30 protein-coding genes are annotated in these 25020 nt (G+C 38.0%); 20 read left to right on the forward strand and 10 right to left on the reverse strand.

What is annotated here, in order from left to right:
• From I2F23_RS10580 to I2F23_RS10590, 3 genes are all read right to left on the reverse strand, one after another.
• The coding region (locus tag I2F23_RS10580) for a replication protein (protein WP_195772565.1) at positions 1 to 727 on the reverse strand (727 nt) is incomplete at its 3' end.
• A complete protein-coding gene (locus tag I2F23_RS10585) occupies positions 727 to 1371 on the reverse strand; it encodes a Rha family transcriptional regulator (RefSeq protein ID WP_195772566.1) in 645 nt (214 codons plus the stop codon). The genes I2F23_RS10585 and I2F23_RS10580, both read right to left, overlap by 1 nt.
• A 57-nt stretch (positions 1372 to 1428) precedes the next feature.
• Positions 1429 to 1644, reverse strand: coding sequence for a carph-isopro domain-containing protein (locus I2F23_RS10590; RefSeq protein ID WP_195774036.1), 216 nt, complete (start codon positions 1642 to 1644; stop codon positions 1429 to 1431).
• Positions 1645 to 1749: 105 nt separating this feature from the next.
• On the opposite strand from I2F23_RS10590, the gene I2F23_RS10595 reads away from it, so the two are divergent.
• The 3 genes from I2F23_RS10595 to I2F23_RS10605 all read left to right on the forward strand — a co-directional run bounded on the left by I2F23_RS10595 (position 1750) and on the right by I2F23_RS10605 (position 3159).
• Positions 1750 to 2430 (forward strand): XRE family transcriptional regulator, encoded by a 681-nt coding sequence (locus tag I2F23_RS10595; protein WP_195772568.1) that lies wholly within the window; start codon positions 1750 to 1752, stop codon positions 2428 to 2430.
• 35 nt (positions 2431 to 2465) lie between these two features.
• The gene (locus tag I2F23_RS13920) at positions 2466 to 2855 is read left to right on the forward strand and encodes a hypothetical protein (protein ID WP_228285398.1); all 390 of its coding nucleotides are present in this window, start codon (positions 2466 to 2468) and stop codon (positions 2853 to 2855) included.
• 79 nt (positions 2856 to 2934) lie between these two features.
• Positions 2935 to 3159: a hypothetical protein gene (locus I2F23_RS10605; protein ID WP_195772569.1), complete on the forward strand. Its 225-nt coding sequence runs from the start codon at positions 2935 to 2937 to the stop codon at positions 3157 to 3159.
• Here the strand turns inward: I2F23_RS10605 and I2F23_RS14015 are convergent.
• Positions 3156 to 3278, reverse strand: coding sequence for a hypothetical protein (locus I2F23_RS14015; RefSeq protein WP_266096421.1), 123 nt, complete (start codon positions 3276 to 3278; stop codon positions 3156 to 3158). The two genes, I2F23_RS10605 and I2F23_RS14015, sit on opposite strands and share 4 nt — an antisense overlap.
• A gap of 200 nt (positions 3279 to 3478) precedes the next feature.
• Here I2F23_RS14015 and I2F23_RS10610 point away from each other — a divergent pair, with 200 nt between their 5' ends.
• The 12 genes from I2F23_RS10610 to folE all read left to right on the forward strand — a co-directional run bounded on the left by I2F23_RS10610 (position 3479) and on the right by folE (position 10340).
• Positions 3479 to 3640 carry a hypothetical protein gene (locus I2F23_RS10610; RefSeq protein ID WP_023271640.1) on the forward strand — a complete coding sequence of 54 codons (162 nt, stop codon included), beginning with the start codon at positions 3479 to 3481 and terminating at the stop codon, positions 3638 to 3640.
• On the forward strand, positions 3640 to 3849 hold the full coding sequence (locus I2F23_RS10615) for a hypothetical protein (RefSeq protein WP_195772570.1): 210 nt from the start codon (positions 3640 to 3642) through the stop codon (positions 3847 to 3849). The genes I2F23_RS10610 and I2F23_RS10615 overlap by 1 nt, the downstream gene beginning before the upstream one ends.
• A complete protein-coding gene (locus I2F23_RS10620) occupies positions 3846 to 4184 on the forward strand; it encodes a hypothetical protein (protein WP_195772571.1) in 339 nt (112 codons plus the stop codon). Before I2F23_RS10615 ends, I2F23_RS10620 begins: the two co-directional genes overlap by 4 nt.
• A gap of 2 nt (positions 4185 to 4186) precedes the next feature.
• Entirely contained in the window at positions 4187 to 5053 is an 867-nt protein-coding gene (locus tag I2F23_RS10625; RefSeq protein ID WP_195772572.1) for an ATP-binding protein, read from the forward strand.
• Between the two features lie 353 nt (positions 5054 to 5406).
• Entirely contained in the window at positions 5407 to 5943 is a 537-nt protein-coding gene (locus I2F23_RS10630; RefSeq protein ID WP_195772573.1) for a hypothetical protein, read from the forward strand.
• On the forward strand, positions 5933 to 6148 hold the full coding sequence (locus tag I2F23_RS10635) for a hypothetical protein (protein WP_195772574.1): 216 nt from the start codon (positions 5933 to 5935) through the stop codon (positions 6146 to 6148). The genes I2F23_RS10630 and I2F23_RS10635 overlap by 11 nt, the downstream gene beginning before the upstream one ends.
• A gap of 8 nt (positions 6149 to 6156) precedes the next feature.
• Positions 6157 to 6354, forward strand: coding sequence for a helix-turn-helix transcriptional regulator (locus I2F23_RS13925; protein ID WP_195774037.1), 198 nt, complete (start codon positions 6157 to 6159; stop codon positions 6352 to 6354).
• 115 nt (positions 6355 to 6469) lie between these two features.
• The gene (locus tag I2F23_RS10640) at positions 6470 to 7054 is read left to right on the forward strand and encodes an aminodeoxychorismate/anthranilate synthase component II (RefSeq protein ID WP_195772575.1); all 585 of its coding nucleotides are present in this window, start codon (positions 6470 to 6472) and stop codon (positions 7052 to 7054) included.
• A gap of 4 nt (positions 7055 to 7058) precedes the next feature.
• On the forward strand, positions 7059 to 8114 hold the full coding sequence (gene trpD, locus I2F23_RS10645; RefSeq protein WP_195772576.1) for an anthranilate phosphoribosyltransferase: 1056 nt from the start codon (positions 7059 to 7061) through the stop codon (positions 8112 to 8114).
• Between the two features lie 4 nt (positions 8115 to 8118).
• The gene (gene trpC, locus I2F23_RS10650) at positions 8119 to 8922 is read left to right on the forward strand and encodes an indole-3-glycerol phosphate synthase TrpC (protein ID WP_195772577.1); all 804 of its coding nucleotides are present in this window, start codon (positions 8119 to 8121) and stop codon (positions 8920 to 8922) included.
• Positions 8923 to 8990: 68 nt separating this feature from the next.
• Entirely contained in the window at positions 8991 to 9704 is a 714-nt protein-coding gene (locus tag I2F23_RS10655; RefSeq protein WP_195772578.1) for a Smr/MutS family protein, read from the forward strand.
• 87 nt (positions 9705 to 9791) lie between these two features.
• Positions 9792 to 10340, forward strand: coding sequence for a GTP cyclohydrolase I FolE (folE, locus tag I2F23_RS10660; protein ID WP_195772589.1), 549 nt, complete (start codon positions 9792 to 9794; stop codon positions 10338 to 10340).
• Positions 10341 to 10681: 341 nt separating this feature from the next.
• Here the strand turns inward: folE and hemE are convergent, their stop codons facing one another.
• Positions 10682 to 11752: a uroporphyrinogen decarboxylase gene (gene hemE, locus I2F23_RS10665; protein WP_195772579.1), complete on the reverse strand. Its 1071-nt coding sequence runs from the start codon at positions 11750 to 11752 to the stop codon at positions 10682 to 10684.
• 186 nt (positions 11753 to 11938) lie between these two features.
• Here hemE and I2F23_RS10670 point away from each other — a divergent pair, with 186 nt between their 5' ends.
• Positions 11939 to 13186, forward strand: coding sequence for a L,D-transpeptidase family protein (locus I2F23_RS10670; protein ID WP_195772580.1), 1248 nt, complete (start codon positions 11939 to 11941; stop codon positions 13184 to 13186).
• A 79-nt stretch (positions 13187 to 13265) separates the two neighbouring features.
• Entirely contained in the window at positions 13266 to 14039 is a 774-nt protein-coding gene (locus I2F23_RS10675; protein ID WP_195772581.1) for a 5'-nucleotidase, lipoprotein e(P4) family, read from the forward strand.
• A gap of 44 nt (positions 14040 to 14083) precedes the next feature.
• Here I2F23_RS10675 and sohB read toward each other — a convergent pair whose 3' ends face one another.
• The 5 genes from sohB to I2F23_RS10700 all read right to left on the reverse strand — a co-directional run bounded on the left by sohB (position 14084) and on the right by I2F23_RS10700 (position 22361).
• Positions 14084 to 15037: a protease SohB gene (sohB, locus tag I2F23_RS10680; RefSeq protein WP_195772582.1), complete on the reverse strand. Its 954-nt coding sequence runs from the start codon at positions 15035 to 15037 to the stop codon at positions 14084 to 14086.
• 114 nt (positions 15038 to 15151) lie between these two features.
• Positions 15152 to 15751: a glutathione S-transferase family protein gene (locus I2F23_RS10685; protein WP_213014708.1), complete on the reverse strand. Its 600-nt coding sequence runs from the start codon at positions 15749 to 15751 to the stop codon at positions 15152 to 15154.
• Positions 15752 to 15824: 73 nt separating this feature from the next.
• Positions 15825 to 19658 (reverse strand): phosphoribosylformylglycinamidine synthase, encoded by a 3834-nt coding sequence (gene purL / locus I2F23_RS10690; RefSeq protein ID WP_195772583.1) that lies wholly within the window; start codon positions 19656 to 19658, stop codon positions 15825 to 15827.
• Positions 19659 to 19890: 232 nt separating this feature from the next.
• Positions 19891 to 21363 (reverse strand): glycine betaine/L-proline transporter ProP, encoded by a 1473-nt coding sequence (proP, locus tag I2F23_RS10695; protein WP_195772584.1) that lies wholly within the window; start codon positions 21361 to 21363, stop codon positions 19891 to 19893.
• A 296-nt stretch (positions 21364 to 21659) separates the two neighbouring features.
• Positions 21660 to 22361: a VIT1/CCC1 transporter family protein gene (locus tag I2F23_RS10700; RefSeq protein WP_195772585.1), complete on the reverse strand. Its 702-nt coding sequence runs from the start codon at positions 22359 to 22361 to the stop codon at positions 21660 to 21662.
• A gap of 179 nt (positions 22362 to 22540) precedes the next feature.
• On the opposite strand from I2F23_RS10700, the gene I2F23_RS10705 reads away from it, so the two are divergent.
• The 3 genes from I2F23_RS10705 to ruvB all read left to right on the forward strand — a co-directional run.
• On the forward strand, positions 22541 to 23878 hold the full coding sequence (locus tag I2F23_RS10705) for a deoxyguanosinetriphosphate triphosphohydrolase (RefSeq protein ID WP_195772586.1): 1338 nt from the start codon (positions 22541 to 22543) through the stop codon (positions 23876 to 23878).
• A 9-nt stretch (positions 23879 to 23887) separates the two neighbouring features.
• Positions 23888 to 24496, forward strand: a complete 609-nt coding sequence (gene ruvA, locus I2F23_RS10710; protein WP_195772587.1) for a Holliday junction branch migration protein RuvA — start codon at positions 23888 to 23890, stop codon at positions 24494 to 24496.
• 3 nt (positions 24497 to 24499) lie between these two features.
• Positions 24500 to 25020, forward strand: a 521-nt coding sequence (gene ruvB / locus I2F23_RS10715) for a Holliday junction branch migration DNA helicase RuvB (RefSeq protein WP_195772588.1), incomplete at its 3' end; no start/stop codon positions are given.

Here is a 25020-nt window from a genome sequence, read left to right on the forward strand (position 1 = left end):
AACGTCTTTTAGGTGCTTCGGGTTGTTGTTTAGCAACTGGTGGTTGATTCCACGATGCATTAAAACTTTTCCAAGAGTTCACAATGCAGAGTTCTAGGACTTCATCAAGTGACTTACCTGATTTTTGTTGTTCAGAGATAAAACGCTTAAATGCGGTTTCTGAATCGACTGCACGTTTCGCTTTTCGTACTTCCATGAACTCAGATACGAACTGTTTGTTTGCTCCAAGTTTTAAGAGTGATTTTTCAAATGAAAACCTCTTAGATTTCTCAGAGACTGAACGAGTTTTTTTAGCAGGCTCACTACATATATCTATTGTTTTTGTATTAGTTGTTTTTATATTGTTATTGTGTGTCGGTTTTTCCGACAATATCTTGTCGGTTTTTCCGACTAGTCTAGTCGTTTTTTCCGACAAGCTAGATTCTTCACTAGTCGGTTTTTCCGACAAGTCATTTAGCATGTATTTTGATGTTTTTTGACCATCTGTAGCCTTGATAATAAGACCAAGTTCAATCAGACGATCAAGCCCTGCTAAAACTGCATCCTTGCCATAACCTGAGAATTTTTGAAATTGAGATAATGAAATAGAGTCCATCTCTTTGTTCCAACCACGAGTTTTGCGCACAATGATGATGTAAAGTGCCAATGCAGAACCTTTCATCTTTGCCAACATGCCATCATCAACAAGAGCATTTGCTATCTGAAAAGAATTAGGAATAAAACTCATTAAATGATGCCCTCACTCGTTAATTGCTCGAATACCCATTGCTCACCCTTTGTCGTGAACATTGCTTGTGAGTAGCCTAAATCTGTCTCTTTCAGCTCTCCATAGCCCTGATCCATGAACCACTGCTGAAATACACGACCACGCTTCACTGCATGGCTGTAGACATTGAGCGTGTCTAAAATCTTATTGAGCTTCTGAGCAGACATCTTAATTTTTTGAGCGACTTGAGTTGCATTCATCAAAGTGGTGCGATCTGCTAATTTGTCGTAGAAATTAACTTTAGGTGCTTGCAGTTCAAGTTGTTTCGCTTGGTCTGCTGCAAGTTGAAGTGCTTCGGCAAATGACTGTGGGAGTTGTTGTTGGTTTTCTAGCTCTTTCCAGCGTTTAATAACTCGATTGCGTAAAGTTACGCTATAACCAGTGATAAGCGTCATGGTAAGTTCTTCATCAAGCAGGTACTCCGTTTGCTTGCGATTCATCTTGTCAAAATAGATGCGCTCAAATTTGAGCGCATCTATTTCAAGATCATCAAACATAACCTCACAATCACGCTTAACGTTTTTATGGTCTTTACCTGTTAAACCTGAAATCTCTCGAGTGCTCATGGTTTTTGCGTTTGTTTGAAATTCTGTTAACATATTCATTGTTCATTTTCCTCTAAGTTGGTGAACGAGACCTCAATTGTTCGCTGCAATTGAGGTTTACTTTTTTGGGAAAGTCTCTGGATAGAGTTCACTACAAGGTATTCCTGATAGCTCTGAAAGTTTCTCAATGCGAGCTGGTGGTATCCAACCTTTATAAATCCACTTATAGATGCTGGTTCTTCTCATATCACACGCACGTGCAACACTACTCACCCCACCAGACTTCATAATGATTTCCCGAATGTTTTTTGCATTTGGACTTTTATAATCCATAAATATTTCCCATATATTTCCTATTAGGAAACATGATAGTTGAACACAAGGAAACAAACAAGTGTTACCCTATAGGAAACATTGTTTCTTTTTGTGTATAAATATATGAATACAATTGGCGAGAGAATTAAGCAGAAGCGGCTTGAATTAAAGTTGACTCAACAGGATATATGCTCTTTATTTGATCCCCCTTTAAAAAGGTCTTCGGTATCAAAATGGGAGAATGGTATGGCTGCTCCAGATATTAATAGATTAGAAACTATCGCTAGAAAATTAAAGACAACTGTGAATTATCTAGTATCTGGAACTGATAAATTATCAAAGAAATTTGAAACAATAGAGCCCGTCGTAGTTTCTGAAGATTCAAAAAATGAATTCATTTGGATAGATATTGTTGAAGCACACTTTTCTTGTGGATTAGGGGAATCTATAGAATTTCACTTTGATACCATAACTGGAAAACTCCCTTTTTCTGAAGACTTTTTTCAAAAAAAGCAAATCTCGCCGAAGAATGTAAAAATCATCCAAGCTAAAGGCGATAGTATGGATGATCTTATTAAAGATGGTGATTGTGTCGGGATCGACATTAGTCAAAATGAAATTATAGATGGAAAAATCTACGCCGTTTACTTTGCAGGCGAAGGTATGATTAAACAACTATTTAAAGAAGCTGATGGCTCAATTGTTCTCCATAGCTTAAATCCTCAGTATAAGGATCGCATTGTTAACGAGAAAAATGGATCTAACTTTAAAGTTATTGGTCGTCAGTTTTGGCGAGCTGGATAATAAATTAATATAAAATCAATCTACAAGGATGTTTTATGTATAAGATTAAGCTAAATAAAATCTCTATAGATCAGTTTCAAGAGTTCAAAAAAAATAATGATTTTAGTTCCCTAGCAACAATGAACTTGGAACCAAGAAAGAATATTGGATACCCCAATAAGCTCAATACAATTAGATGCAGGAGCTATGATAGTGACCTGCATGATGCGGTAATAACCATTCTATCGGGTGTTGGTCTTAACCTTGTAAGTAGCTTTATATATGATTTGAGCGTTTGGATATATCACAAATACAAAGAAAATAGAATAAAGAAACCAATGATAAATGGTGTCGAAATAGATATAGAAAATATTACCCCCGAAGAGATTCTTTCCATCATCACTAAAAATAAAGATGTTAATGAGGGTGAAGATAGTTCCCCATAAAATTCTTTTAATCTTTTGATTCATAATAGTAGCCTGTGAGCCCGACACAGTCTATACAACAGATCGGGCGGAGAGCAATATGAGTGATAAAACTGAAATAGCAAATCCAATTAAAATTCAAGACAACTCAGTAGAAAGAATTGCTTTTGAATTGATGGAGAAAATCGCTAATTCCGAAAGCAGCTATTATGAAGATGGCGTTGGAAAACCTAATTCTCGAGAGTACTACTTAAAGCTATACAACCAATGCCATAAAGTAGTTTACTCTCGAGCTTCTAAGATTGATGAAATATTAAAGGACTAGCTTCTATTAAATAGCCCCTCTTCAATGCGTTTGATAGTTTCCACAATTATTGATGGGTCTGTAATACCTGCATCAATAAGGTCTCGTACAAGTGTAAGCTTCTTATCGTGATCTAACATAACAACCTCCATGCAGCCCTGCACTATGCGGGGCTTTCTTTTGGGTATTATAACTCAAAAATAAAAATAATGTTTCCTAATAGTTGACAAGGAAGATAAACAACACTAATATGTTTCCTATAGAGAAACAATACAGACAACAAAAAGCCCATGTAGACCTTCGAAATCAAACACGGGCTTTCCATCGGAACGAGGTAATTATGCAACAGAACAATCTAGCAAATCAACAAGGATTAGTTAAAAAGCTAATCCGCAGTCAAAACAAGAAGTTATTTAAAAAGCGTCTGATTGAGGATGCTAAAACTCTAACCGCCTTCTCTATTTTGGTTTCTATCGCTGTGTTTTTGGGAGTGAATTTCTAATGAATATTCAAGACTCTCAAGCACAACACGTTCTTAACGTATTCAAAAACGATACGTGGCAAGAAAAACAAGCCGTTGTCGAAACACTCTACATGCTTGGTCACTTAACCAATGATGAGCATACCAAGCTCACCCAAGAATCGATGCACATTAAAAACCAAGTGCGTCAACAAGAAGAAGCTGAACTATTTGGTGAGGTGTACGCATGAACGCATTAGCTAAAAGATTTTCAAGTACTGAATCATATTGGGATTTCATGTCTAAGTTTGGCATGTATCCAGGTAGCAAAGACGAAGCAACTCACTATAGAACTCTTGGTGACAAGACTGTGTTTCTAAAAGTTGAAAATGGTCAAACCTACTTTTGGCTTGAGTCTGGTGGCTATTGGGAAAAGAACCATCACTACAAAGAGGATTGTATGACCCCGATTGGTCAAGAAGAGCCTGTGATCTATGGTCCACCTAAGCCTGAGCGTATTTACATTGCTCCTGCTCCTATTCAACAACCTGAAATCTACTCAACAAGAAAATATAAAGGAGATTAATCATGGAACACTTTGTATTTACTAAGGCTGAGCGTAAAAAAGCGAAATTAAAGCTTAACCTGAATGGCCCATCAGGTAGTGGTAAAACCTACTCTGCACTTACTTTAGCAAGTGGTTTAGGTCAGAAAATTGCAGTTATTGATACAGAAAATGAATCGGCTTCTTTGTACGCCAATGAGTTTGTTTTTGATACGTTGCCACTACGCCCACCCTACACACCTGAGCGATATGTCGGTGCGATCCAAACCGCACACAACATGGGTTATGACGTTCTTATTATTGACTCCGTAACACACGAATGGACTGGTACAGGTGGTTGTTTAGAAATCAATGACGAAATAGCTAGAACACGTTTCCGTGGAAACTCTTGGAGTGCATGGTCTGAAACTACGCCACGCCATCGCAAGTTTATTGATGCATTACTTCAAACGGATATGCACATCATCACGACTACACGCGCCAAAACTGAGACGGTACAAGGTGAAGGTAAAAAGATTCTTAAGCTGGGTATGAAAGCTGAGCAACGTGATGGTTTTGAGTATGAGTTAACAGTCGCATTGGATGTTGTTCATGATGGTCACTCTGCTCTACCTACAAAAGATCGTACCAAGCTATTTAGCACAAATGGTGAAGTTATTACAGCTGAAACAGGTGAACGTATTCTTGCTTGGCTTAATGATGGTCGTAGCCAAGAAGAAGCGATGCAAGCTGCATTCGATGAAGCAATTCAACGCATAGAAAAAACATCAGATGTGGCTGAACTTGGAATTATCTACTCACAGTTCAAAAACACCGATTACGAAGCGGAAATTGTAAGTGCTTGTGGCAATAAGAAGCAGTCATTAATTCAAACTCACGGCAATGCTTAGATGAAATTTGAATACTGCTTTCACTGTAAAGAGCTTATGGAATGTGACACAGAAGGTCGATGTGTCACTTGCTATACCTACATTGTTTTTGGAAGTTAATTATGAGGCACAAGCAAAGGGTTGAGGCATATTTTAGTATTTGCCTAGAAACGATACAAATTGTGAAAAACAACCCTGTTTGTACGTCTAAATTAGTATCAGAAAAAACTGGCATGTCTAAAAGAAGTGCTCAAAGACATTTAATAGTATTAGAAAAATTAAACATTGTCCGAAAAATTGGAACTATTGAGTATCGATGGTTCTTAACTGAAAACGGTAAACAGATCTTCAAGAATTAAATAGGAGTTTTGGGAATGATTGATTGGAAAAAAGAACAGAAAGAATTTCATAAAGAGTTTGGCACACTTGATAGTTGGGTTGGTTGGAAAAAACGTGCAGAGCTTGCAGATGAAGAGGCTGATGTTTTATGTGCCGAAATCACCGAGCTAAAACAAAAGCTCGAAAAACTTGAAAGTGGTGAGTTTGTTTTGGTGCCGAGAGATAAGATTGAAGTTTTTTGGCAAGATGATGATGAGCCTGAAAATTTCTGCTCTTTAGAAAGTGATCTTGAGTGCTTAGGAGATGGGATAGACTTAAATGAAATTATGACTATAAATGCACATCATCAAGTGAATTTAAAAACTGAAAAAATGTATGGAACTTGGTTTGCTGAATTTGGGCATCCAAAAGAAAAAGCAAACTTCCATGTTGGTACTCATCAAGAGTGTTTGGATATTGTTGCTAAAAATAAAGCCATGATCGAAGCATCTCAACAACCAACAAACTTCATAGACGGCTTTATTGCTAGTGGTGGGTTTGATCGAGTGATGGGGTGTAAAAATGGCGAGTAAATACATCCAAACCGAACTCGGCACAGAAAAACAATGTATTCACTGCGGTGAGTACTTCCCTGCTACGAAAGAGTTTTTCTATGGCACAAGTTACAAAAGAAAAGATGGTACCTATAGCTTAGAAGCGAATTGCAAAGACTGTTATAAGCAACGCTTCAAGCCTTGGGTGAAGAAATGTAATAACGTTAGTTATCGGTATGCGTGAGGTGTGAAATGGAGATTGATCGCAGAATTAGAGCAAAAGAGTTTATGTACTTTCTTGGTGTTACTAGATACAAGTTTTACGAGCTAATTAATAAAGGTGATATTCAAAGCCCGATTAAGATTTCTGAAAGGGATGTTTTTTGGTATTCATCGTATGTAAAGCAAAAAGTAGAAGAACATAAAAAATCTGATATAGTAGCCACTTGACCAAGTGGCTTTTTATTATCATGCACCTGTAAATTTCACTAAAACGGGTAATTAAACGGGTATCAGATAACTAAAAACCAAATAAAACACTAATTTTCAAAAGGTTGCCATTAAAATGCTTCTGATGATTGATAACTACGATAGCTTTACCTATAACATCGTCCAGTACTTTGGCGAGTTAGACCAAGAGGTTAAAGTTGTTCGCAATGACCAAGTATCATTAGAGGACATAGAACGATGGCAGCCTCAATACCTTGTCATTGGACCAGGACCATGTTCTCCAACCGAGGCAGGTATTTCAATTGCTGCTATTCAGCACTTTGCTGGAAAAATTCCAATACTGGGTGTGTGTTTAGGGCATCAAAGTATTGGTCAAGCATTTGGTGGCAAGACCGTTCGTGCTAAAACAGTGATGCACGGTAGACTTTCAGAAATGTATCATACAGACGTAGGTATTTTCTCTCATCTACCATCACCTTTTACAGCAACACGCTATCATTCGCTTGTCATCGATCAAAATAGTCTTCCTGAATGTTTAGAAGTAACTTGTTGGACCAATCAACCCGATGGAACTATAGAAGAAATTATGGGTGTACGACACAAAACTCTTCCTATAGAGGGCGTACAGTTTCACCCTGAATCAATTTTAAGTGAACACGGGCATAAAATTTTCAATAACTTCTTGGAAACATATAAGTGACATTATGAATATTCAGCAAGCAATAAAAAATATGACCAAGAATATTCATTTGACTGAAACACAAATGAAAGCGGTCATGCACAGTATTATGCAAGGTGAAACAACCAATGCCCAAATTGGTGCGTTTCTTATGGGTTTACGCTTAAAGGGTGAAACCATAGAAGAAATCACAGCTGCTGCTCAGGTTATGCGTGAACTTGCAATTCACGTTAAACCAGAGAGCACTGAACACCTGATTGACATTGTTGGTACAGGTGGAGATGGTCAGAATCTCTTTAATGTTTCTACAGCATCGAGTTTTGTCATTTCATCAGCAGGTGCAACTGTTGCTAAACATGGGAACCGTGGGGTATCAAGTCATTCAGGTTCTTCAGATTTGCTTGAAAAAGCAGGGATTCAGTTAGATTTATCAATGAGTCAAACTGAGCGCTGTTTAAATGAAATGGGTATTGGGTTTTTATTTGCCCCTAACCATCATAAAGCAATGAAATATGCGATTGCACCACGTAAAGAGCTTGGAATCCGCACTATATTTAATCTATTAGGGCCATTAACCAATCCTGCTGGTGTTCAACGTCTGGTTGTGGGCGTATTTTCAGAAGAGCTCTGTCTTCCAATTGCAGAGGTTTTGAAAAATTTGGGTGCCATCCATGTCATGGTTGTACATTCAAAAGATGGTCTAGATGAAATTAGTCTTGCAACTCAAACAACAGTTGCAGAGTTAAAAGATGGTGAAATTAAGACTTGGCAAATTTCTCCTGAGCATGTCGGCATTCAGGCACAGGCATTGAATGGTTTAAGTGTCAATAGCTCACAAGATAGTCTAAAACTCATTAAAGATGCACTTGGTCGTAAAAAATCTGATCTTGGGCAAAAAGCTGCCGATATGATTGCACTCAATGCTGGTGCAGGTATATATGTTTCAGGACTTGCCAAAGACTATGCACAAGGTGTTGCTTTCGCACAAGACATTATTGATGGTGGACAAGCACTTGAAAAAATGAGTGTGTTTGCCGAATACACAAAAACATTAAAACTTGTTGAATCAACAACTGAGTAAGACTATGGATATCGCAAATACTATTTTAGGCAAAATTATTGACCGAAAAGTTGAAGAACTTGCCATACGTCGTAAGCAACATACGTTATATGACCTAGAACAACTTACAAAGAATGCAAGTGCCATTCGCCCTTTTGCTCAAGCATTACGTCAAAAAAGACCGGGGGTTATTGCTGAAATTAAGAAGGCTTCTCCCTCTAAAGGAGTCATTCGTGCAAACTTTGATCCAGCAGAAATTGCTGAACAATATGAAAATGCTGGAGCTGCTTGTTTATCCGTACTCACTGATGTCGATTTTTTTCAGGGTGCCGATGAGAATATTCACTTAGCACGACAAAACTGTAATTTGCCTGCACTTAGAAAAGATTTTCTGATAGACCCATATAATGTGGTAGAAGCACGTGCCTTACATGCTGACTGTATTTTACTTATTGTGGCTTGTTTATCCAACCAACAGCTTGAAGAAATGTCTAAAACAGCATTTGAATATGGTTTAGATGTATTGGTTGAAGTACATAATGAAAATGAATTAGAACGCGCACTACAACTAAGTGATCGTTGCTTACTTGGTGTCAATAACCGAGATCTTAAAACCTTTAAAGTTGATCTCAACAACACCATTCGTTTAAAAAATTTACTTAGCCCTGAGCGACTATTAATTACGGAAAGTGGAATAGCCATCCCTGAAGATATTGCACTGATGCAAAGCAACAATATTAACCATTTCTTGGTTGGCGAAAGCTTTATGAAACAGAAGAATCCTCAACAAGCATTTTATGACTTGTTTGGAAAGCCTTCTCTTATATAATTACCCTCTACTTTCAAAAGGCAGTCTGTAGACTGCCTTTTTATTCTATTGCTATACAGGAAGTCGTTATGAGTAAATCGGATAGTTTTCTTTCCAAAGAACAAGAACGTCTATTAAAACAATTTCGCAAACAAATCAGACAACCTCAAACTCATCTTGCAATAGACTCATCTAATAAAGACGTATCTACAGTCGTAAATTCTTCAAATGATCAAGAAAAAGTAGACGACTCAATTGCCCTCTTTCAACAGGCTGTTCAAGGCGTAAAGAAATTAGATTCTGGGAATATTGCACAAATTTCTAAATCAAAACCTAAAAAACTAGATGCGCAACTTTTGGCAAAACGTGTCGCTGCTGAAGGAGATCATACACAAGAACACGCAGAACTTTCAGATACACAAGCTGCATTAAACCCAGTAGGCAGCCAACAAACTTTAAATTATCGTATTGCGACCTTACAACATAAAGTATTTGAGGACTTAAAAACAGGAAAACTTCGTTGGTTTGAAGCGGTAGATTTACATGGTTGTACTGTTGAGGAAGCACGTCAAGCTGTTCTCCAGATTATACAAATGGCGAAAGATGAAAATCAGAATGTAATTAAAATTGTGCATGGGAAAGGCCCTGAAGCAATTTTAAAAACTTATGTAAATGGTTGGCTTCGTCAACACAGAGATGTGATTGCTTTTGTCAGTGCCCCTGAAAACCAAGGCGGTACAGGAGCAGTATTGGTCCTTCTAAAACGTGCGGAAAAAAATCCAAAATATCAACAGCAATCTTAGATATGTACATTAAATGTTTTAGAAAGATAAATTTCTGCTACAATACTGCCCTTGCTCAATTTGTGTAAGTGAACACCTGTTATGTCTATGCAGCAATCCTACGAAAATATTCTTGAAGCCGTTGGTGAAGACCTTGAACGCCCAGGTCTCAAAGATACGCCTATACGTGCCGCAAAAGCATTTTCGTATTTGACGTCAGGCTATAATAAAACACTCGAAGAAGTCACGAATGATGCGGTTTTTCCATCAGATAACCGCGAAATGGTCTTAGTCAAAAACATTGAATTTTATTCTCTATGTGAACACCATTTACTACCGTTTTATGGTCGTGTACATATTGCTTATCTTCCTGAAGGACAGGTTTTAGGTCTTTCAAAGTTTGCGCGTATTACTGAAATGTTTGCTCGCCGTTTACAAATTCAGGAAAATCTTACCCAAGAGATTGCTGAAGCGATAGAAAAAATTACAGGTGCACGCGGTGTTGCTGTAGTCATCGACTCTGCACATATGTGCATGATGATGCGTGGTGTCGGCAAACAAAACTCAACAACACGTACTGTGTCATTTGTTGGCGAGTTCAAAACCAATACTGAGTCACGCCGTGAGTTTTTAAGTGCTGTGCCTGAAAGCTATTAATCTATAAGCCTCTTGTATCCGTGATACAAGAGGATTGGCTTTTTATCTCAGAATTACTGCTATAAATTAACTAGAAGTAATCTACTTTTTTATTTTTAGACTGAAAATACATTTAAAAATGTTTAATTAAAATTAAGGTCATAACAATATAAAACAGACGCGTTACTTTAATTTTTTACAGCAGAATACAGCGATCTTTCCGGTCCCACCTAAAGCCTTCTTTTATTATTAAATAGCGATAGTAATGAGTTAAAAGCTATATAGTACTCAGCTTGATAAAGGTATTTTTCTGTAAAAAAAAAGCATGACATAAGTCATGCTTAAAATGATTCATTTATGTATTATAAATATTTCGCACTATATTCATGCACTGTATCTACAAATATTTTTGGCATATCAGGGTTTACCCATTGAGTAATTCCATGACCCAAATTGGCAACATACCCAGTTTTTTCACCATTTGCATATGCATCGTCAAGCATTAATTTGACAGCACGTTCTATAGTTTGAGTTGAGCCATACAATGTTGCAGGATCGAGGTTTCCTTGCAGGGCAGCACGACCATTAACAAGTTTACGAGCTTCATCTAAACGCGTAGTCCAATCTAAACCAAATGCATCTGCGCCTGTATCCAACATAACATCTAGCCACTGCCCTCCACCTTTAGTAAATAAAATTACAGGGATACGACGACCATCTTTTTCACGAATTAAACCATTTACAATTTTCTGCATATAATTCAGCGAAAAATCAATGTATTCGCGATGAGCTAATGCCCCGCCCCAACTATCAAAGATTTGAATCGCCTGTGCTCCTGCTTCAACTTGCGCATTTAAATAGTCAATAACAGCATCAGCTAAATGATCAAGCAAAGCATGTAAGAGTTCAGGTGTTTTATAGAGCATCTCTTTAGTATAACGATAATCTTTACTAGACCCACCCTCAATCATATAAGTTGCTAGTGTCCAAGGGCTTCCAGAAAAGCCAATTAGTGGAACACTGCCACCCAAAGCTGAACGAATTGCAGTAACTGCATTCATTACATAGTCTAAATCTGTTTGAGCATTAATTTTGGGTAAATCTTGAATATCTTTTTCTGTACGAATTGTTTTTTTAAATTTTGGCCCTTCACCTGTTTCGAAATAAAGACCAAGCCCCAAAGCATCGGGAACAGTTAAAATATCTGAGAATAAAATAGCAGCGTCTAAATCATAACGACGCAAAGGCTGTAACGTGACTTCACAGGCAAACTCGGTATTTCTACATAATGATAAGAAATCACCCGCTTTTGCACGTGTTTCACGATATTCAGGTAAATAACGACCAGCTTGTCGCATCATCCAAATTGGTGTTGTATCTACTGATTCTCTTAATAAGGCTCGAAGAAAACGATCATTTTTTAAAGCCGTCATACCTATCCCAATCATTTAATTATTTGTTTAGTGTGTAATTATAACAAAAAAGCATATCTAGAAGATAACAGAGCATCTCGATTGTCATGATTGAAACTATACATTACGAAATAATTAATGCACAAAATAATAAATTCTGTAATACTAAATGCGTTTAACAACAATATAATTCTAAGGTTTACCACAATGTTTGTTCGCTCATTACTCGCTGTGAGTTTAAGCTACTTGATGATCAATAGTGCTTTTGCCGCTTCAGATGTAGCGCAATCAGCCCCTACAGATCAATCTGAACAAGTTGCATCAGCTCCCGTAGCAGATCCAATCGATCCACTATCATTAGACAATAAAAGCGCATCTGAAATCATGGCTGGTGCTGCTGACTCATCTGCTTCAGATGTCGTTGCAACATCAGAAGCTCAAATGACGCCACAAGAGCAAAATAACTTAAACGATGTCGCGAAGACAGTTAAAAATATTGATAATTCACCAGAAAAATCAAATACAAAAACCGCAACAAAATTTTCTAAAACTGCTTGGACACTAGATAATCTAAATAGTGTCGAGTGGTATAGTAATATTGGTCGTGGGCAATTTCCTATTTATGCACGTGCACAAGTTATGCTAAACAATGCACATGCTTCACCTGGAGCCATTGATGGTTCTAGTGGTAAAAATACGCTTAAAGCAATTGCTTCCTTTCAACAAATGCGCGGATTGCAACCAACGGGCATTTTAGATGAAGATACTTGGAATGCATTAATTGCATCTCAAGGAGATAAGCCAGCTTACATCGAATATACAATTTCAGCAGAGGATCTTAAAGGTCCTTATGCAAAAGAAATTCCACACGACTATGCCTTACAAGCAAAGATGAAAGGCTTGTATTATACAAGTGTTCCAGAAATGCTCGGTGAAAAATTCCATATGGATGAAGCTTTCTTGAAACAGCTCAATCCAAAAGCAAATTTCAACCAAATTGGTCAGAAGATTATTGTTACAAGCGTTCGCAATAATTTACCCGAAAATATTCATCTAATTGTTGCTCATAAAGGAGCTAAACAGCTCTACTTATTCAACTCGCAAAATCAAATGGTTGGATCATTCCCAGCGACAATTGGAAGTTCAGATACACCATCTCCAACAGGGTCTTATAAAGTTGTTGGTGTAACACCAAATCCTTGGTATAGCTATTCACCAAGCAACTTTGTACAAGGTAATAACTTAAAACCTCTATCACTACCACCAGGTCCAAATGCACCAGTGGGTAATATTTGGATTGGTTTAAGTAAAAAGTCGTTTGGTATTCATGGTACACCAAATCCTTCTTTAGTATCCAAAACAGCATCACACGGCTGTATACGTTTAACCAACTGGGATGCCAATGACCTTGGCAGAAAAGTTAAATCGGGTACAATTGTCAAATTTTTGGAATAATCTATCGTTATTATTCTTTATAAGCCCAGAATATTCTGGGCTTATTTTTATATAAGCATTTGAAAATATGGAGTCTTACATGCCCAATGTAATCCAAGTAAAAAAAATAATTGTATCCTTACTATTATCAATACTTTTTACAACGACAATAAATGCAAAATCTTCAATATCTCATCAGTGTGAAAAAATACAGCAGTACACTATGGGACTCAAATATCAGCAACAGTCTGCTGAGATTCATGCTTTACAGCTTCAAAGTTATACCCTTGCCACATTGCGTATCGAACAATATTTACAACAACATCCCAATACCAAAGATATTGCTGTTGTAACAGATTTAGATGAAACCGTTATTGATAACAGTGCTCTACTGGCACGTGATACAGAGAAGTGCCACGATTGGACAAGCTGGGACACATGGAATGAGTGGGAACAAAAAGGAAATCCAAGCCTTATTCCTGGTAGCCTTGCTTTCTTTAATTTCCTAAATGAACGCGGTATCAAAATTTTTTATGTCTCTGATCGTAGCCAAGAAAATAAATCCTCAACACTTTCAACATTAAAATCACTTCAGTTACCACAAGTTAGTGCAGAAAACGTATTACTTTACGATTCATCGAAACAACAGCGTCGAGAGAAAATTAGCAAGGACTACCATATTATTATGCTTCTTGGTGATAGCCTACCCGATTTTTCAAGCGATTTTACGACTAAACAAAGTAAGGCTGAGCGTGAACAAGCCGTATTAAACAATCGAGAACATTTCGGAAAAGATTGGATTGTGTTGCCAAACTCAAGTTATGGCACATGGAGTAAAGACCATTTAAAAGCATGGGATAAGCCTTTAAATTAGTCGTCTTAGTTTTTAAAAAGCCAGCAATTGCTGGCTTTTATTTATTAGGCTTTAGGATCTTTCAGTTGAATTAATGATTGATTTGCCTTAGTCGCATATTGCGTCAGCTTATCTAAGACTGTTGGAACTACATGATCAGCAATCTGTGCCGCTTGTAAACCTAACTTTTCGCCAACCGTGGGCTTACGGCGTGTACTAATCAAATAGACATCATTATCATGAATTAAGTCTAGAATAACCTGATCTGAAGTTTGTATTTTATCGACAAGATTAAGCTCTACAGCGTCCTCACCATACCAATGCTCACCTGTCGCAATTTGCTCTACGTTCAATTGAGGTCGGTATTTTTCAACAAAATGCTTGAATAATTGATGGGTTTGCTGAAGCTCTTCTTCAAACTTCGCTTTTCCTTCATCTGTATTTTCACCAAACATGGTGACAGTGCGTTTATATTGCCCAGCAGTATAAAGTTCAAAATCGACATTATGTTCTTTTAAAAGACGATTAAAATTTGGCACTTGAGCAACTACACCTACAGAACCTAAAATTGCAAAAGGTGCAGAAATAATCTGATTTGCAATACAAGCCATCATATACCCACCACTTGCAGCAACTTTATCAACACAGATTGTCACATAGAAGCCGGCATCTCGTAAGCGAACAATTTGCGCTGCTGCTAGGCCATATCCATGTACGATTCCACCAGGGCTCTCTAGACGAATAACGACTTTATCTTTATTTGCATCTGCTGCTGCAATAATAAGCGTAATTTCCTCACGTAAATTTGCAACTGCCGAGGCTTGAACATCACCTTTAAAATCAATTATATAAATTTTTTCTTTAGCCTTTTTTCGCCCTTTTGCTGCTTTCATTAAGCTGCCAATTGAAAATTTAGTACCTGTTTTCTGAGCGTCCAACTTTTTCTTTTGTTCATTCAAACGTGTATTTAAATGTGTTATATGAATTTCTGCTGGTAACTTAGGCAGTTGGAATAACATACATTCCCCTAATGAATTTTATGAATATTCCTCATAATATGAGGGCTTTATAAAGAAAATCAATATATGCATCTTAGATTGTACGCAACTACTACATTTCCCAATTTTGAGAAATCATGTAGTCATTCTTGGCATGGCTTGTATATCTTCAACAGATTCGACATTTGCGAGCCAATGCTTTACATTTTCATACTCGTTTAAAGAAACACCACCCTCCTCTGCAACAGCCACATAAGGGTAACAAGCCAAATCGGCAATCGTTATCTTATCGAGTGCAAGCCAAGTATACTTTTTCAAATGATTATTCATAAAGTTTAAGATTTTATGTGCACGTGCCTGTGCTTCTTCTAGGCTTGCATCACCATTCAACAGCTTAGTTCTTCTTGCTAATGCTGGACCAAATGCAATTTCACCAGATGCAATAAATAACCACCTATGAATTTCTGCTTGTTCTATTATCTCCTTTGCGTACCAAATACAGGCACGATCATACTTTTGTACGAGATATAACAAGATTGTATTGCTATCACTTAAAACGACTTCATTATCAATGAGTACAGGAATTTGCCCAAGTGGGTTAATCTTCAAAAATTCTGTCGTTATTCGTACTTCATGTGGCGCATCTATTTTTTCGTAATCAAGTTTCAATAATTTTAAGAGCTGCTCTACACGATGGCCGTGTCCCGAAAGTGCTGTGGTATATAGTTTGATCATATTATTTATACTTTATTATGGACATAAAAAAAGCATACCCGAAGGTATGCTTTTAGCAAGATATTCTTAGAAATTAACCAATAAATTTGCGTGCATTACGGAACATACGTAACCAAGCACCATCTTTATCCCATGATTCAGGTGACCAAGAGTGCTGTAGTGCACGGAAGTTACGCTCTGGGTGAGGCATCATAATCGTTGCACGACCATCTGTAGATGTTACACCACCAATTGCTTCAGGCGAACCATTCGGATTCATTGGATAGTGCTGCGTTGGCTGACCATGACTATCTACATAACGTAAGATAATTTGATCATTCGCATTTAAGTTAGCAATTGTTTGCTCAGGCGCAACCACTCGACCTTCACCATGTGCAACAGCAATTGGTAAAATAGAACCTTCCATATCTTGTAATAATACAGACTTAGATTTTTCTATTTTCACGTTAATGCTACGTGCTTCAAATACTTCACTGGTATTGCGATGGAAACGAGGCCATGCTTCTGCACCCGGAATAAGTGGTGCAAGTTGCGATAACATCTGACACCCATTACAAATACCTAGACTGAAGGTTTCATTACGGTTAAAGAAACGCTCAAATTGGTCACGTAGTTTTTCATTAAATAAAACTGACTTCGCCCAGCCACCACCTGCACCAAGCACGTCGCCATACGAGAAACCACCACATGCAACCAGACCTTCAAAGTCTTCTAGGCTAATTCTGCCTGCAAGTAGATCACTCATATGTACATCAACTGTATTGAAGCCAACTTTATCGAAAGCTGCTGCCATTTCTACATGACCATTTACACCTTGCTCACGTAAAATTGCCATATTTGGACGGCGTAAATTTAAGAAAGGTGCTTCAATTTCTTCATTTAAGTCAAATGTTGGTTCTGCAATTAAGCCCTTATGCGCTTGATCTGCAATTAAGGCATATTCCTGATCAGCTGTTTCTGCATTATCACGTAGACGTTGAATTTGGTGAGATACTTCAGACCATGCTTGTTGTAACTCTGTACGGCTCAATGTAAGACCATTTACAGTCAATACATCAGATGTATTTACTTGACCCACAACTTCAATTGCATCTTTTAATGGAGACTCAGCAATTTCACTCGCTAGATTTTCCCAATCAGAAGCTTTTAATTGAACAACAGCACCAATTTCTTCAGAGAACAAGCTATCTACAGAAAGCGCTTCTAAGTTTACACCTAGACGTGCTGTAAACATCATTTCGCTCACAGTCGCGAGTAAGCCACCATCACCAATGTCATGGTAAGCCTGAATAAGTCCACGTGTATTCCAGTCTTGAATTAAAGCAAAAAAGGCTTTTAGATCATCAAAACTGTCTACATCTGGCGCAGTTGTACCAATGGCTTTGTAAACTTGCGCAAGAATCGAACCACCCAGACGGTGTTGACCTTTAGAAAGATCGATACGTACAAGAATACTGTCATCTATCGCTTTAAGTTCAGGCGTTAGAGTCTTACGCACATCATTCACTGGTGCAAAAGCAGTAATCACCAACGACATTGGAGATGTTACAGACTTATCTTCGCCCTCATCTTGCCACGTCGTACGCATTGACAATGAATCTTTACCTACAGGAATCGCAATACCTAATGCAGGACAAATTTCCATACCAATAGTTTTTACTGCTTCAAATAATGCTTGATCTTCACCTTCTTGACCCGCAGCAGCCATCCAGTTTGCAGATAATTTAATATCACCTAACTGTTCAATATCTGCCGATGCAATATTAGTAATTGCTTCTGCAACTGCCAAACGTGCCGATGCAACAGGGTTTAACAATGCGACAGGTGGACGCTCACCCATTGCCATTGCTTCACCTGTATAACCTTCTAAGCTGGTTGTGGTTACGGCAGCATCTGCCACAGGCACTTGCCAACGACCAACAAGCTGATCTCGTGCAACCATACCCGTAATCGAACGGTCACCAATCGTAATAAGGAACGATTTTGAGGCAACTGTTGGATTTTTTAATACGCGGAAAATTGCATCTTTAAGATCAATTTTCGCAGTATCAAAAGCATTACCAACACGTTCAGTCGTTTCATAACTACGTTGCATACGTGGTGTACCACCAAGCATGACTTGCATTGGCATATCTACCGCATTATTTTCAAATAATGGGTCTTCTACAGTTAAGTGACGTGCTTCTGTCGCTTCACCTAACACCGCAAATGGACAACGTTCACGTTCACAAATTGCTTCAAATTCAGCTAAAGAACTTGGACGAATCGCTAAAACATAACGCTCTTGCGCTTCATTCGACCATATCTCCATTGGAGACATACCCGGCTCTAAAGATGGAATTTTACGTAAGTTTAATACAGCCCCTAACTCATGATCATTCACAAGCTCAGGCATTGCATTCGAAACACCGCCAGCACCCACATCATGTACAGAAACAATTGGGTTCTCATTTTCTAAACGCCAGCAAGTATCAATAACTTCTTGGCAACGGCGTTCCATTTCAGGGTTTTCACGCTGTACAGAAGCAAAGTCTAAGCTTTCACCCATTGTACCGCTATCTACAGATGATGCAGCACCACCACCTAGACCAATTAACATCGCAGGGCCACCCAACACAATGAGTAAATCGCCCGGTTGAATTGGATCTTTTTCCACATGATCTGGACGGATATTACCGTAACCACCTGCAATCATAATTGGCTTATGGAAACCTTTCACATCGCCATTTACATTTTGTTCAAATGTACGGAAATAACCATTTAGGTTCGGACGACCAAATTCATTATTGAATGCAGCCCCACCCAGTGGGCCATCAATCATAATTTGTAATGGTGATGCCATACGAGATGGTTTGCCATACTGCTCTTCCCATGGCTGTTCAAAACCAGGAATATTTAAGTTAGATACAGTAAAGCCCGTTAAGCCTGCTTTTGGCTTACCACCACGACCTGTTGCACCTTCATCACGAATTTCACCACCAGAACCTGTTGCAGCCCCAGCAAATGGAGAAATTGCAGTTGGGTGGTTGTGTGTTTCTACCTTCATGAGAATATGGGCAGCTTGACTCTTATATTTATACACATGATGACCATTTTCATCCGGTTTCGGATAAAAACGCATTGTGTCATAGCCTACAATTACCGATGCATTATCTTTATATGCAGACAATACATCATTTGGAGATTCTTTATACGTATTTTTAATCATTTTGAACAATGATAACGGTTGCTTTTCACCATCAATTGTCCATTCTGCATTAAAGATTTTATGACGGCAATGCTCTGAGTTTGCTTGAGCAAACATCATTAGCTCAATATCGTTTGGATTGCGTTGTAACTGCGTGAATGCTTCCACTAAGTAGTCAATTTCTTCTTCAGAAAGTGCAAAACCAAACTCTTGGTTTGCTTGAATAAGTGCAGACTTGCCTTGACCAAGCACATCAATCGTATTTAATGGTTTTGGCGAAGTTTCACTAAATAATACGTGTGCATCATTTACCTGACTAAATACATTTTCAGTCATACGATCATGTAAAATTGCTTTTACCGCATCGCTTACCGTATTTACACCTTTTAGCGTATACAAAATACCGCGTTCCACACGATGAACAGGCGTATTACAGTTTTTAAAAATATCGACAGCTTTAGAAGACCAAGGTGAAATTGTACCCACGCGTGGTGTTACTAAAATTTGTACTTCATCACTTGCAGCTTGGTGAAGTTCAAAACTTGAACCATCATTCAATAACTGTTGAGCTGCTTGTAATTCTTGTTCGTTGAGCGCTTGATCAAACAGATAAACCCACTGGCTTTCGATTGATTGAACAGAACTAAGAGACGATAAACGTGATAATAGTTGAGTTTTTTTGAAAGTAGAATGTGCTACCGCACCGGCCACGATAAACATGTTGATTTTGGCTCCACGGGTAAGTCTTAACACCTTACCGCAATGTGACTTTGAGAAGAGCGTCTATAATACTGCTTATTCGTCTATTGAGCTAGTTCAAACAAGCATAATCGAAAAGATATATGAAAAAATTGTTAAAATTAATAAAGATAATCTTAATTTACAACCAAATAAAAACCGACCTCACCTATTTTTAAATGAGATCGGTCAAAATATTTATTTAGAAAATAGGTTATTTTAGTTCAGGATGCTGACTGACTAACTTCTCACGCTTTTGACTCAGTTCATCCATTTTTTCATCAATTTTTTGAACTTTTTCTTCAATATTTTCATGAAAAACTTCTAAAAGCTCTTTTGCTTCTTGGCGGTCTTCTGCAATTGGCGCAGTACCATATAATGGCTTATTTGCAGTTTCTTTAAAATAAAAAGCAGTGATTAAACCAACAAAACCAAAAACAATAAGATAATAAGCAGGAATCATAAGATTACCTGTATTTTCTACAAGTGCTACTGTTACTGTCGGTGTTAAACCTGCAAATACAATTGAGATATTAAATGCAGCAGCAAGTGCAGAATAACGAATATCGGTTGGGAATAATGCAGGAATTGTCGCAGCCATAATACCCAATAGCATATTTACAGAAAGCGCCAAAATAAAAAGTCCCGCAAACATTAAAGACTCAACACCAGATGTCATGAGCATAAATGCAGGATAAGACAAGAATATAAGTGAAAAACTACCTGCAAAAATAAATGGACGGCGACCAATCTTATCACTCAACCAACCAATAAAGAGTTGTAAAAACAGCATGCCAAACATCACACCAATGGTCACCATTTCCCCACGATTACTTGGATAATGCAAGTTATGCGTAAAGTAACTTGGTAAATACGTCAGTAGCATGTAATAAACAACATCGGTACTTACAACAATGCCCACACAGACCCAAAGACTGCGTTTGTGTGTGGTGAGTACTTCCCTAAAAGGAATTTTCTTCTCCGCATTTTCAGTGGCTTTTTTATATGCAGGTGTTTCCTCTAATGCATTACGTAAATACATTCCTACTAACCCTAACGGTAAGGAAAGTAGAAATGGAATACGCCACCCCCATTCTGCAAAGTTATGTTCACCCACCATTGAACTGATGAATGAAACTGTCCCCGCACCAATTAAGAAGCCTGCAATTGAACCGAAATCTAACCAGCTCGCCATAAATCCACGTTTTCGGTCTGGAGAATACTCTGCAACAAAAATGGCTGCACCTGCATATTCACCACCAACAGATATACCCTGTGCAATTTTTACAATGAGCAATAAAATAGGTGCCCAAATACCAATACTGTCATAGCTTGGAATTAGACCAATACCACAAGTACTTAAGGTCATAATCATGATTGTAATGGCAAGAATATGCTTACGACCGTATTTATCACCAAGGAAACCAAAGATAATTCCACCAATTGGGCGAAATACAAAAGGAATAGAAAACGCTGCGAGTGTTGCAATTAATTGAAGGCTTGGAGATGTATTAGGAAAAAAAACTTTTCCTAATACATATGCAACATAGCCATATACACCGAAATCGAACCATTCGATAGTATTACCTAGTGCGGCTGCGGTAATTGCTTTTTTTGTTTTGGCACTTTCGACAATATTGATATCATCGAGCCCCACTTCATTACTTTTATCAGTTGCTGTTTGCATTAAACACCCTGTATTGAATTAGAAAGATTGCTCTTACATCGCTCAAATCACTTTGTGATAAGCATTAAGCTCATATGTGGGCGCAGACTCTAACACAAAAATATAACAAACTCTAAAAAAGCAACCATTACTGTTAAAAAATCATTTCAAATCAAAAATTTAAATAATAAAATATTTTTTACCAGAAGATAAAAATTAAACTTTATACGATTATTTAAGACAAATATCTAATAGACAAAATATAAATATATAGAACCAGTTTTACATAAAAACTAAATTATTGTTAAAGCGATTCTTTATACAGAAACATTAAATAAAGAACCAATCCAGAAAGTAAATGCCATAGCAACAATACCCCACAACATGACACGGATAGCCCCTTTAATCATATTACTACCGCCTGCATAGCTTGAAACAATGCCAAGTACACCTAACGAAACTACACCAACAATAATAATTCCATATTCAAGGTAATTTCTTGGCAACAACAAGATAGCCAATAATGGGCACGTACCACCTAAAGCAAAAGAAATTGCAGATGAAAAAGCTGCAAGAAAGGGTTGTGCTGCTGTTTCTTCATTAATTCCTATTTCATCCCTTGCATGAGCAGCAAGTGCATTGTGCGCAGTTAACTGTTGAGCAACTTCAAAAGCTAGCTCTTTATCTAACCCCCGATGAATATAAATTTTCGTTAACTCTAATAATTCTAGATCAGGAGATAAATCTAAACTTTTGGCCTCCATTCTTAAATCGGCATCTTCAATATCTTGCTGAGATTTCACAGAAATAAATTCACCTGCGGCCATAGATACAGCACCAGAAATAACGCCCGCAATACATGTAATTAAAAGCGTATGAACCGTCGCTCCACTTGCAGATATGCCCACAACCAAGCTAGTAACTGAAATAATGCCATCATTTGCTCCAAGCACTGCTGCTCGAAGCCATCCTGAACGTTCGGTATAATGATTTTCTTCATGATGAGAGTGAAGAGACATATTTTTTTCTACTTATCATCTTTTATAATCCGTATTGTAGCGTGCTTTTAAACGGTGTGAAATGCTAAAAAAATTACGATTTAGTCACAATTGAAACGACAACCTTTGACGTATCTGACTAGAGAAACTCCAATTTTTTTGGCATGATGGATAAAATTTAACAGTTGATTTTATAAAGAATGAAAGAAATGCGCTGGTTAGAGTTACTTTCAGCGACCCGTTTAGGAAGTAAAAAAAACCAAAATGAGCTTGGTCGAAGCCCATTCCATAAAGACTATGACAGAATTATATTTTCGCAAAGTTTTAGACAACTCAATCGTAAAACACAAGTACATCCGCTCACACAAAATGACGGCGTACATACACGCCTCACCCACTCCTTAGAAGTATCATGTGTTGGTCGTTCTTTGGGAATGCTTGCTGCAGAGAAAATTAAGGATGATCTTCCAGCTTGGATTTCACCTGCAGATCTTGGCGCTATTATACAGGCAGCTTGTTTAGCACATGATATTGGTAACCCGCCTTTTGGGCATGCTGGTGAATATGCCATTCGTGAATGGTTTGATGCTGCTGCACAAAATAATTTTCTTCAGGCGCTTTCATCTGAAGAATCTGCAGATGTTCGCCAATTTGAAGGTAATGCTCAAGGATTGCGCCTGCTTACACGTATAGACCATCATCCTGAAGATGGTGGCATGCGTTTAACTGCAGCAACACTGGGCGCATATCTAAAATATCCTTGGTTATCCAAACCCATTCAAGAGAATGAATCTGCTCAACATCGAGCTAAATTTGGTTGCTATCAAAGCGAAAAAAGTATTCTTTCAGAAGTTGCTAACCGTCTAGGGCTCATTGAGCTTGGCGAATATCATTACTGTCGTCATCCACTTACGTATCTTTTAGAAGCAGCGGATGATATTTGCTATGCACTCATTGATCTTGAAGATGCGATTAGCTTAAATATTTTAACTTATGAGGAAGTTGAGCCTATCTTCATTAAGTTAATTGCAGACTATGGCATTCCAAACGAATTGTCATTGCCGTGGACAACGTGGCAACAGAAAATTGCAGCATTACGTGGTCGTGCAATGAAACGACTCGTCGAAGAGGTAACAAATGCATTTTCACGACACCAAACAACCATTTTAATGGGACAGCTTCAAGGTACACTACTTCAATACTGCCCGACAGATATCTCAGCAGGTATAGAAGAAGCAAAGAACTTAGCACGACAAAAGATTTTTGGACACAGACAAAAAATAGATTTAGAAGTGATTGCTCATATGAGCCTACAACACATTTTAGATGCTTTTATGCCACTAACCACTCCTAATAAAATTACGAGCTATAAAGATCGTAAACTGATGCTCATGCTAGAGCAATCTGGTGCTCACTTTGGCGACAATCACTACCAAAACATTATGCAAGTACTCGACATTGTTGGTAAATTCTCAGATCATCAAGCATATCATCTTGCACAAATATTACAGGGTCATCGCCCTGCATTTACTTCATAGGAAATCTAAATGATTGGTTGCCTCATTGGTGAAGTCCTCGCATTAGAGGCTCCTACTGTCATCTTAAATGTCAATGGTATTGGTTACGAAGTGGACACTCCACTCTCGACATTCTGCCAGCTACAAAAAGGCCAAAAAATCACCTTATGGACACATTTGGCTGTAAGAGAAGATGCACAATTGCTCTATGGTTTTTTAGACCTACGTGAAAAAACCTTTTTTAGAACTTTACTCAAGGTCAATGGCGTTGGCCCTAAAATGGCATTAGGTATATTATCTACTTTAAGTGCAGATCTACTTATTCAAACGATTGAACATAACGATATTAATACGCTTGTGAAAGTGCCCGGTGTTGGTAAAAAAACAGCAGAACGTTTACTCATAGAACTCAGAGATCGCGTTAAAGCACTTCAACAAGATGCTCCTCACCATTCAAATAACACCTCAATACCTTTACAGCAGTCTGGTAACTCAGCAGTTGCTGAGGCTGAAGCTGCACTTCAATCTTTAGGTTATAAACCTCAGGAAGCTAAGAAAGTCGTAGCAAGTGTAAAAGATCAACATACAGAAGTTGCAGACATTATTCGTGCTGCACTTAAATCAATGATGAAATCATAAGTTATGCAAGACAGACTCATTAATGGTCATGAAAAACCTGAAGACCAAATTGATCGTGCAATTCGACCTGCCACATTAAGTGATTACATTGGTCAACCCATTGTACGTGAGCAGATGGAAATCTTTATTGGCGCTGCCCGTGGGCGTGGTGAAGCATTAGACCATACACTTATTTTTGGTCCACCCGGCTTAGGAAAAACAACACTTGCAAATATTATTGCTCGTGAAATGGGTGGAAGTCTTAAATCTACCTCTGGACCAGTATTGGAACGGGCAGGTGACTTAGCGGCATTGCTGACCAACTTGGAAGAAGGAGATGTTTTATTCATTGATGAAATTCATCGTCTTTCCCCTGTTATCGAAGAAATTTTGTATCCTGCGATGGAAGATTACCAGCTAGACATTATGATTGGTGAAGGTCCTGCGGCGCGTTCTATTAAATTAGATCTTCCTCCTTTCACGCTTGTTGCAGCAACCACTCGTGCAGGCTTACTCACCTCTCCCCTTCGTGATCGCTTCGGGAT

The sequence above is a fragment of the Acinetobacter pollinis genome, assembly GCF_015627175.1.
GTDB classification, from domain to species: domain Bacteria; phylum Pseudomonadota; class Gammaproteobacteria; order Pseudomonadales; family Moraxellaceae; genus Acinetobacter; species Acinetobacter pollinis.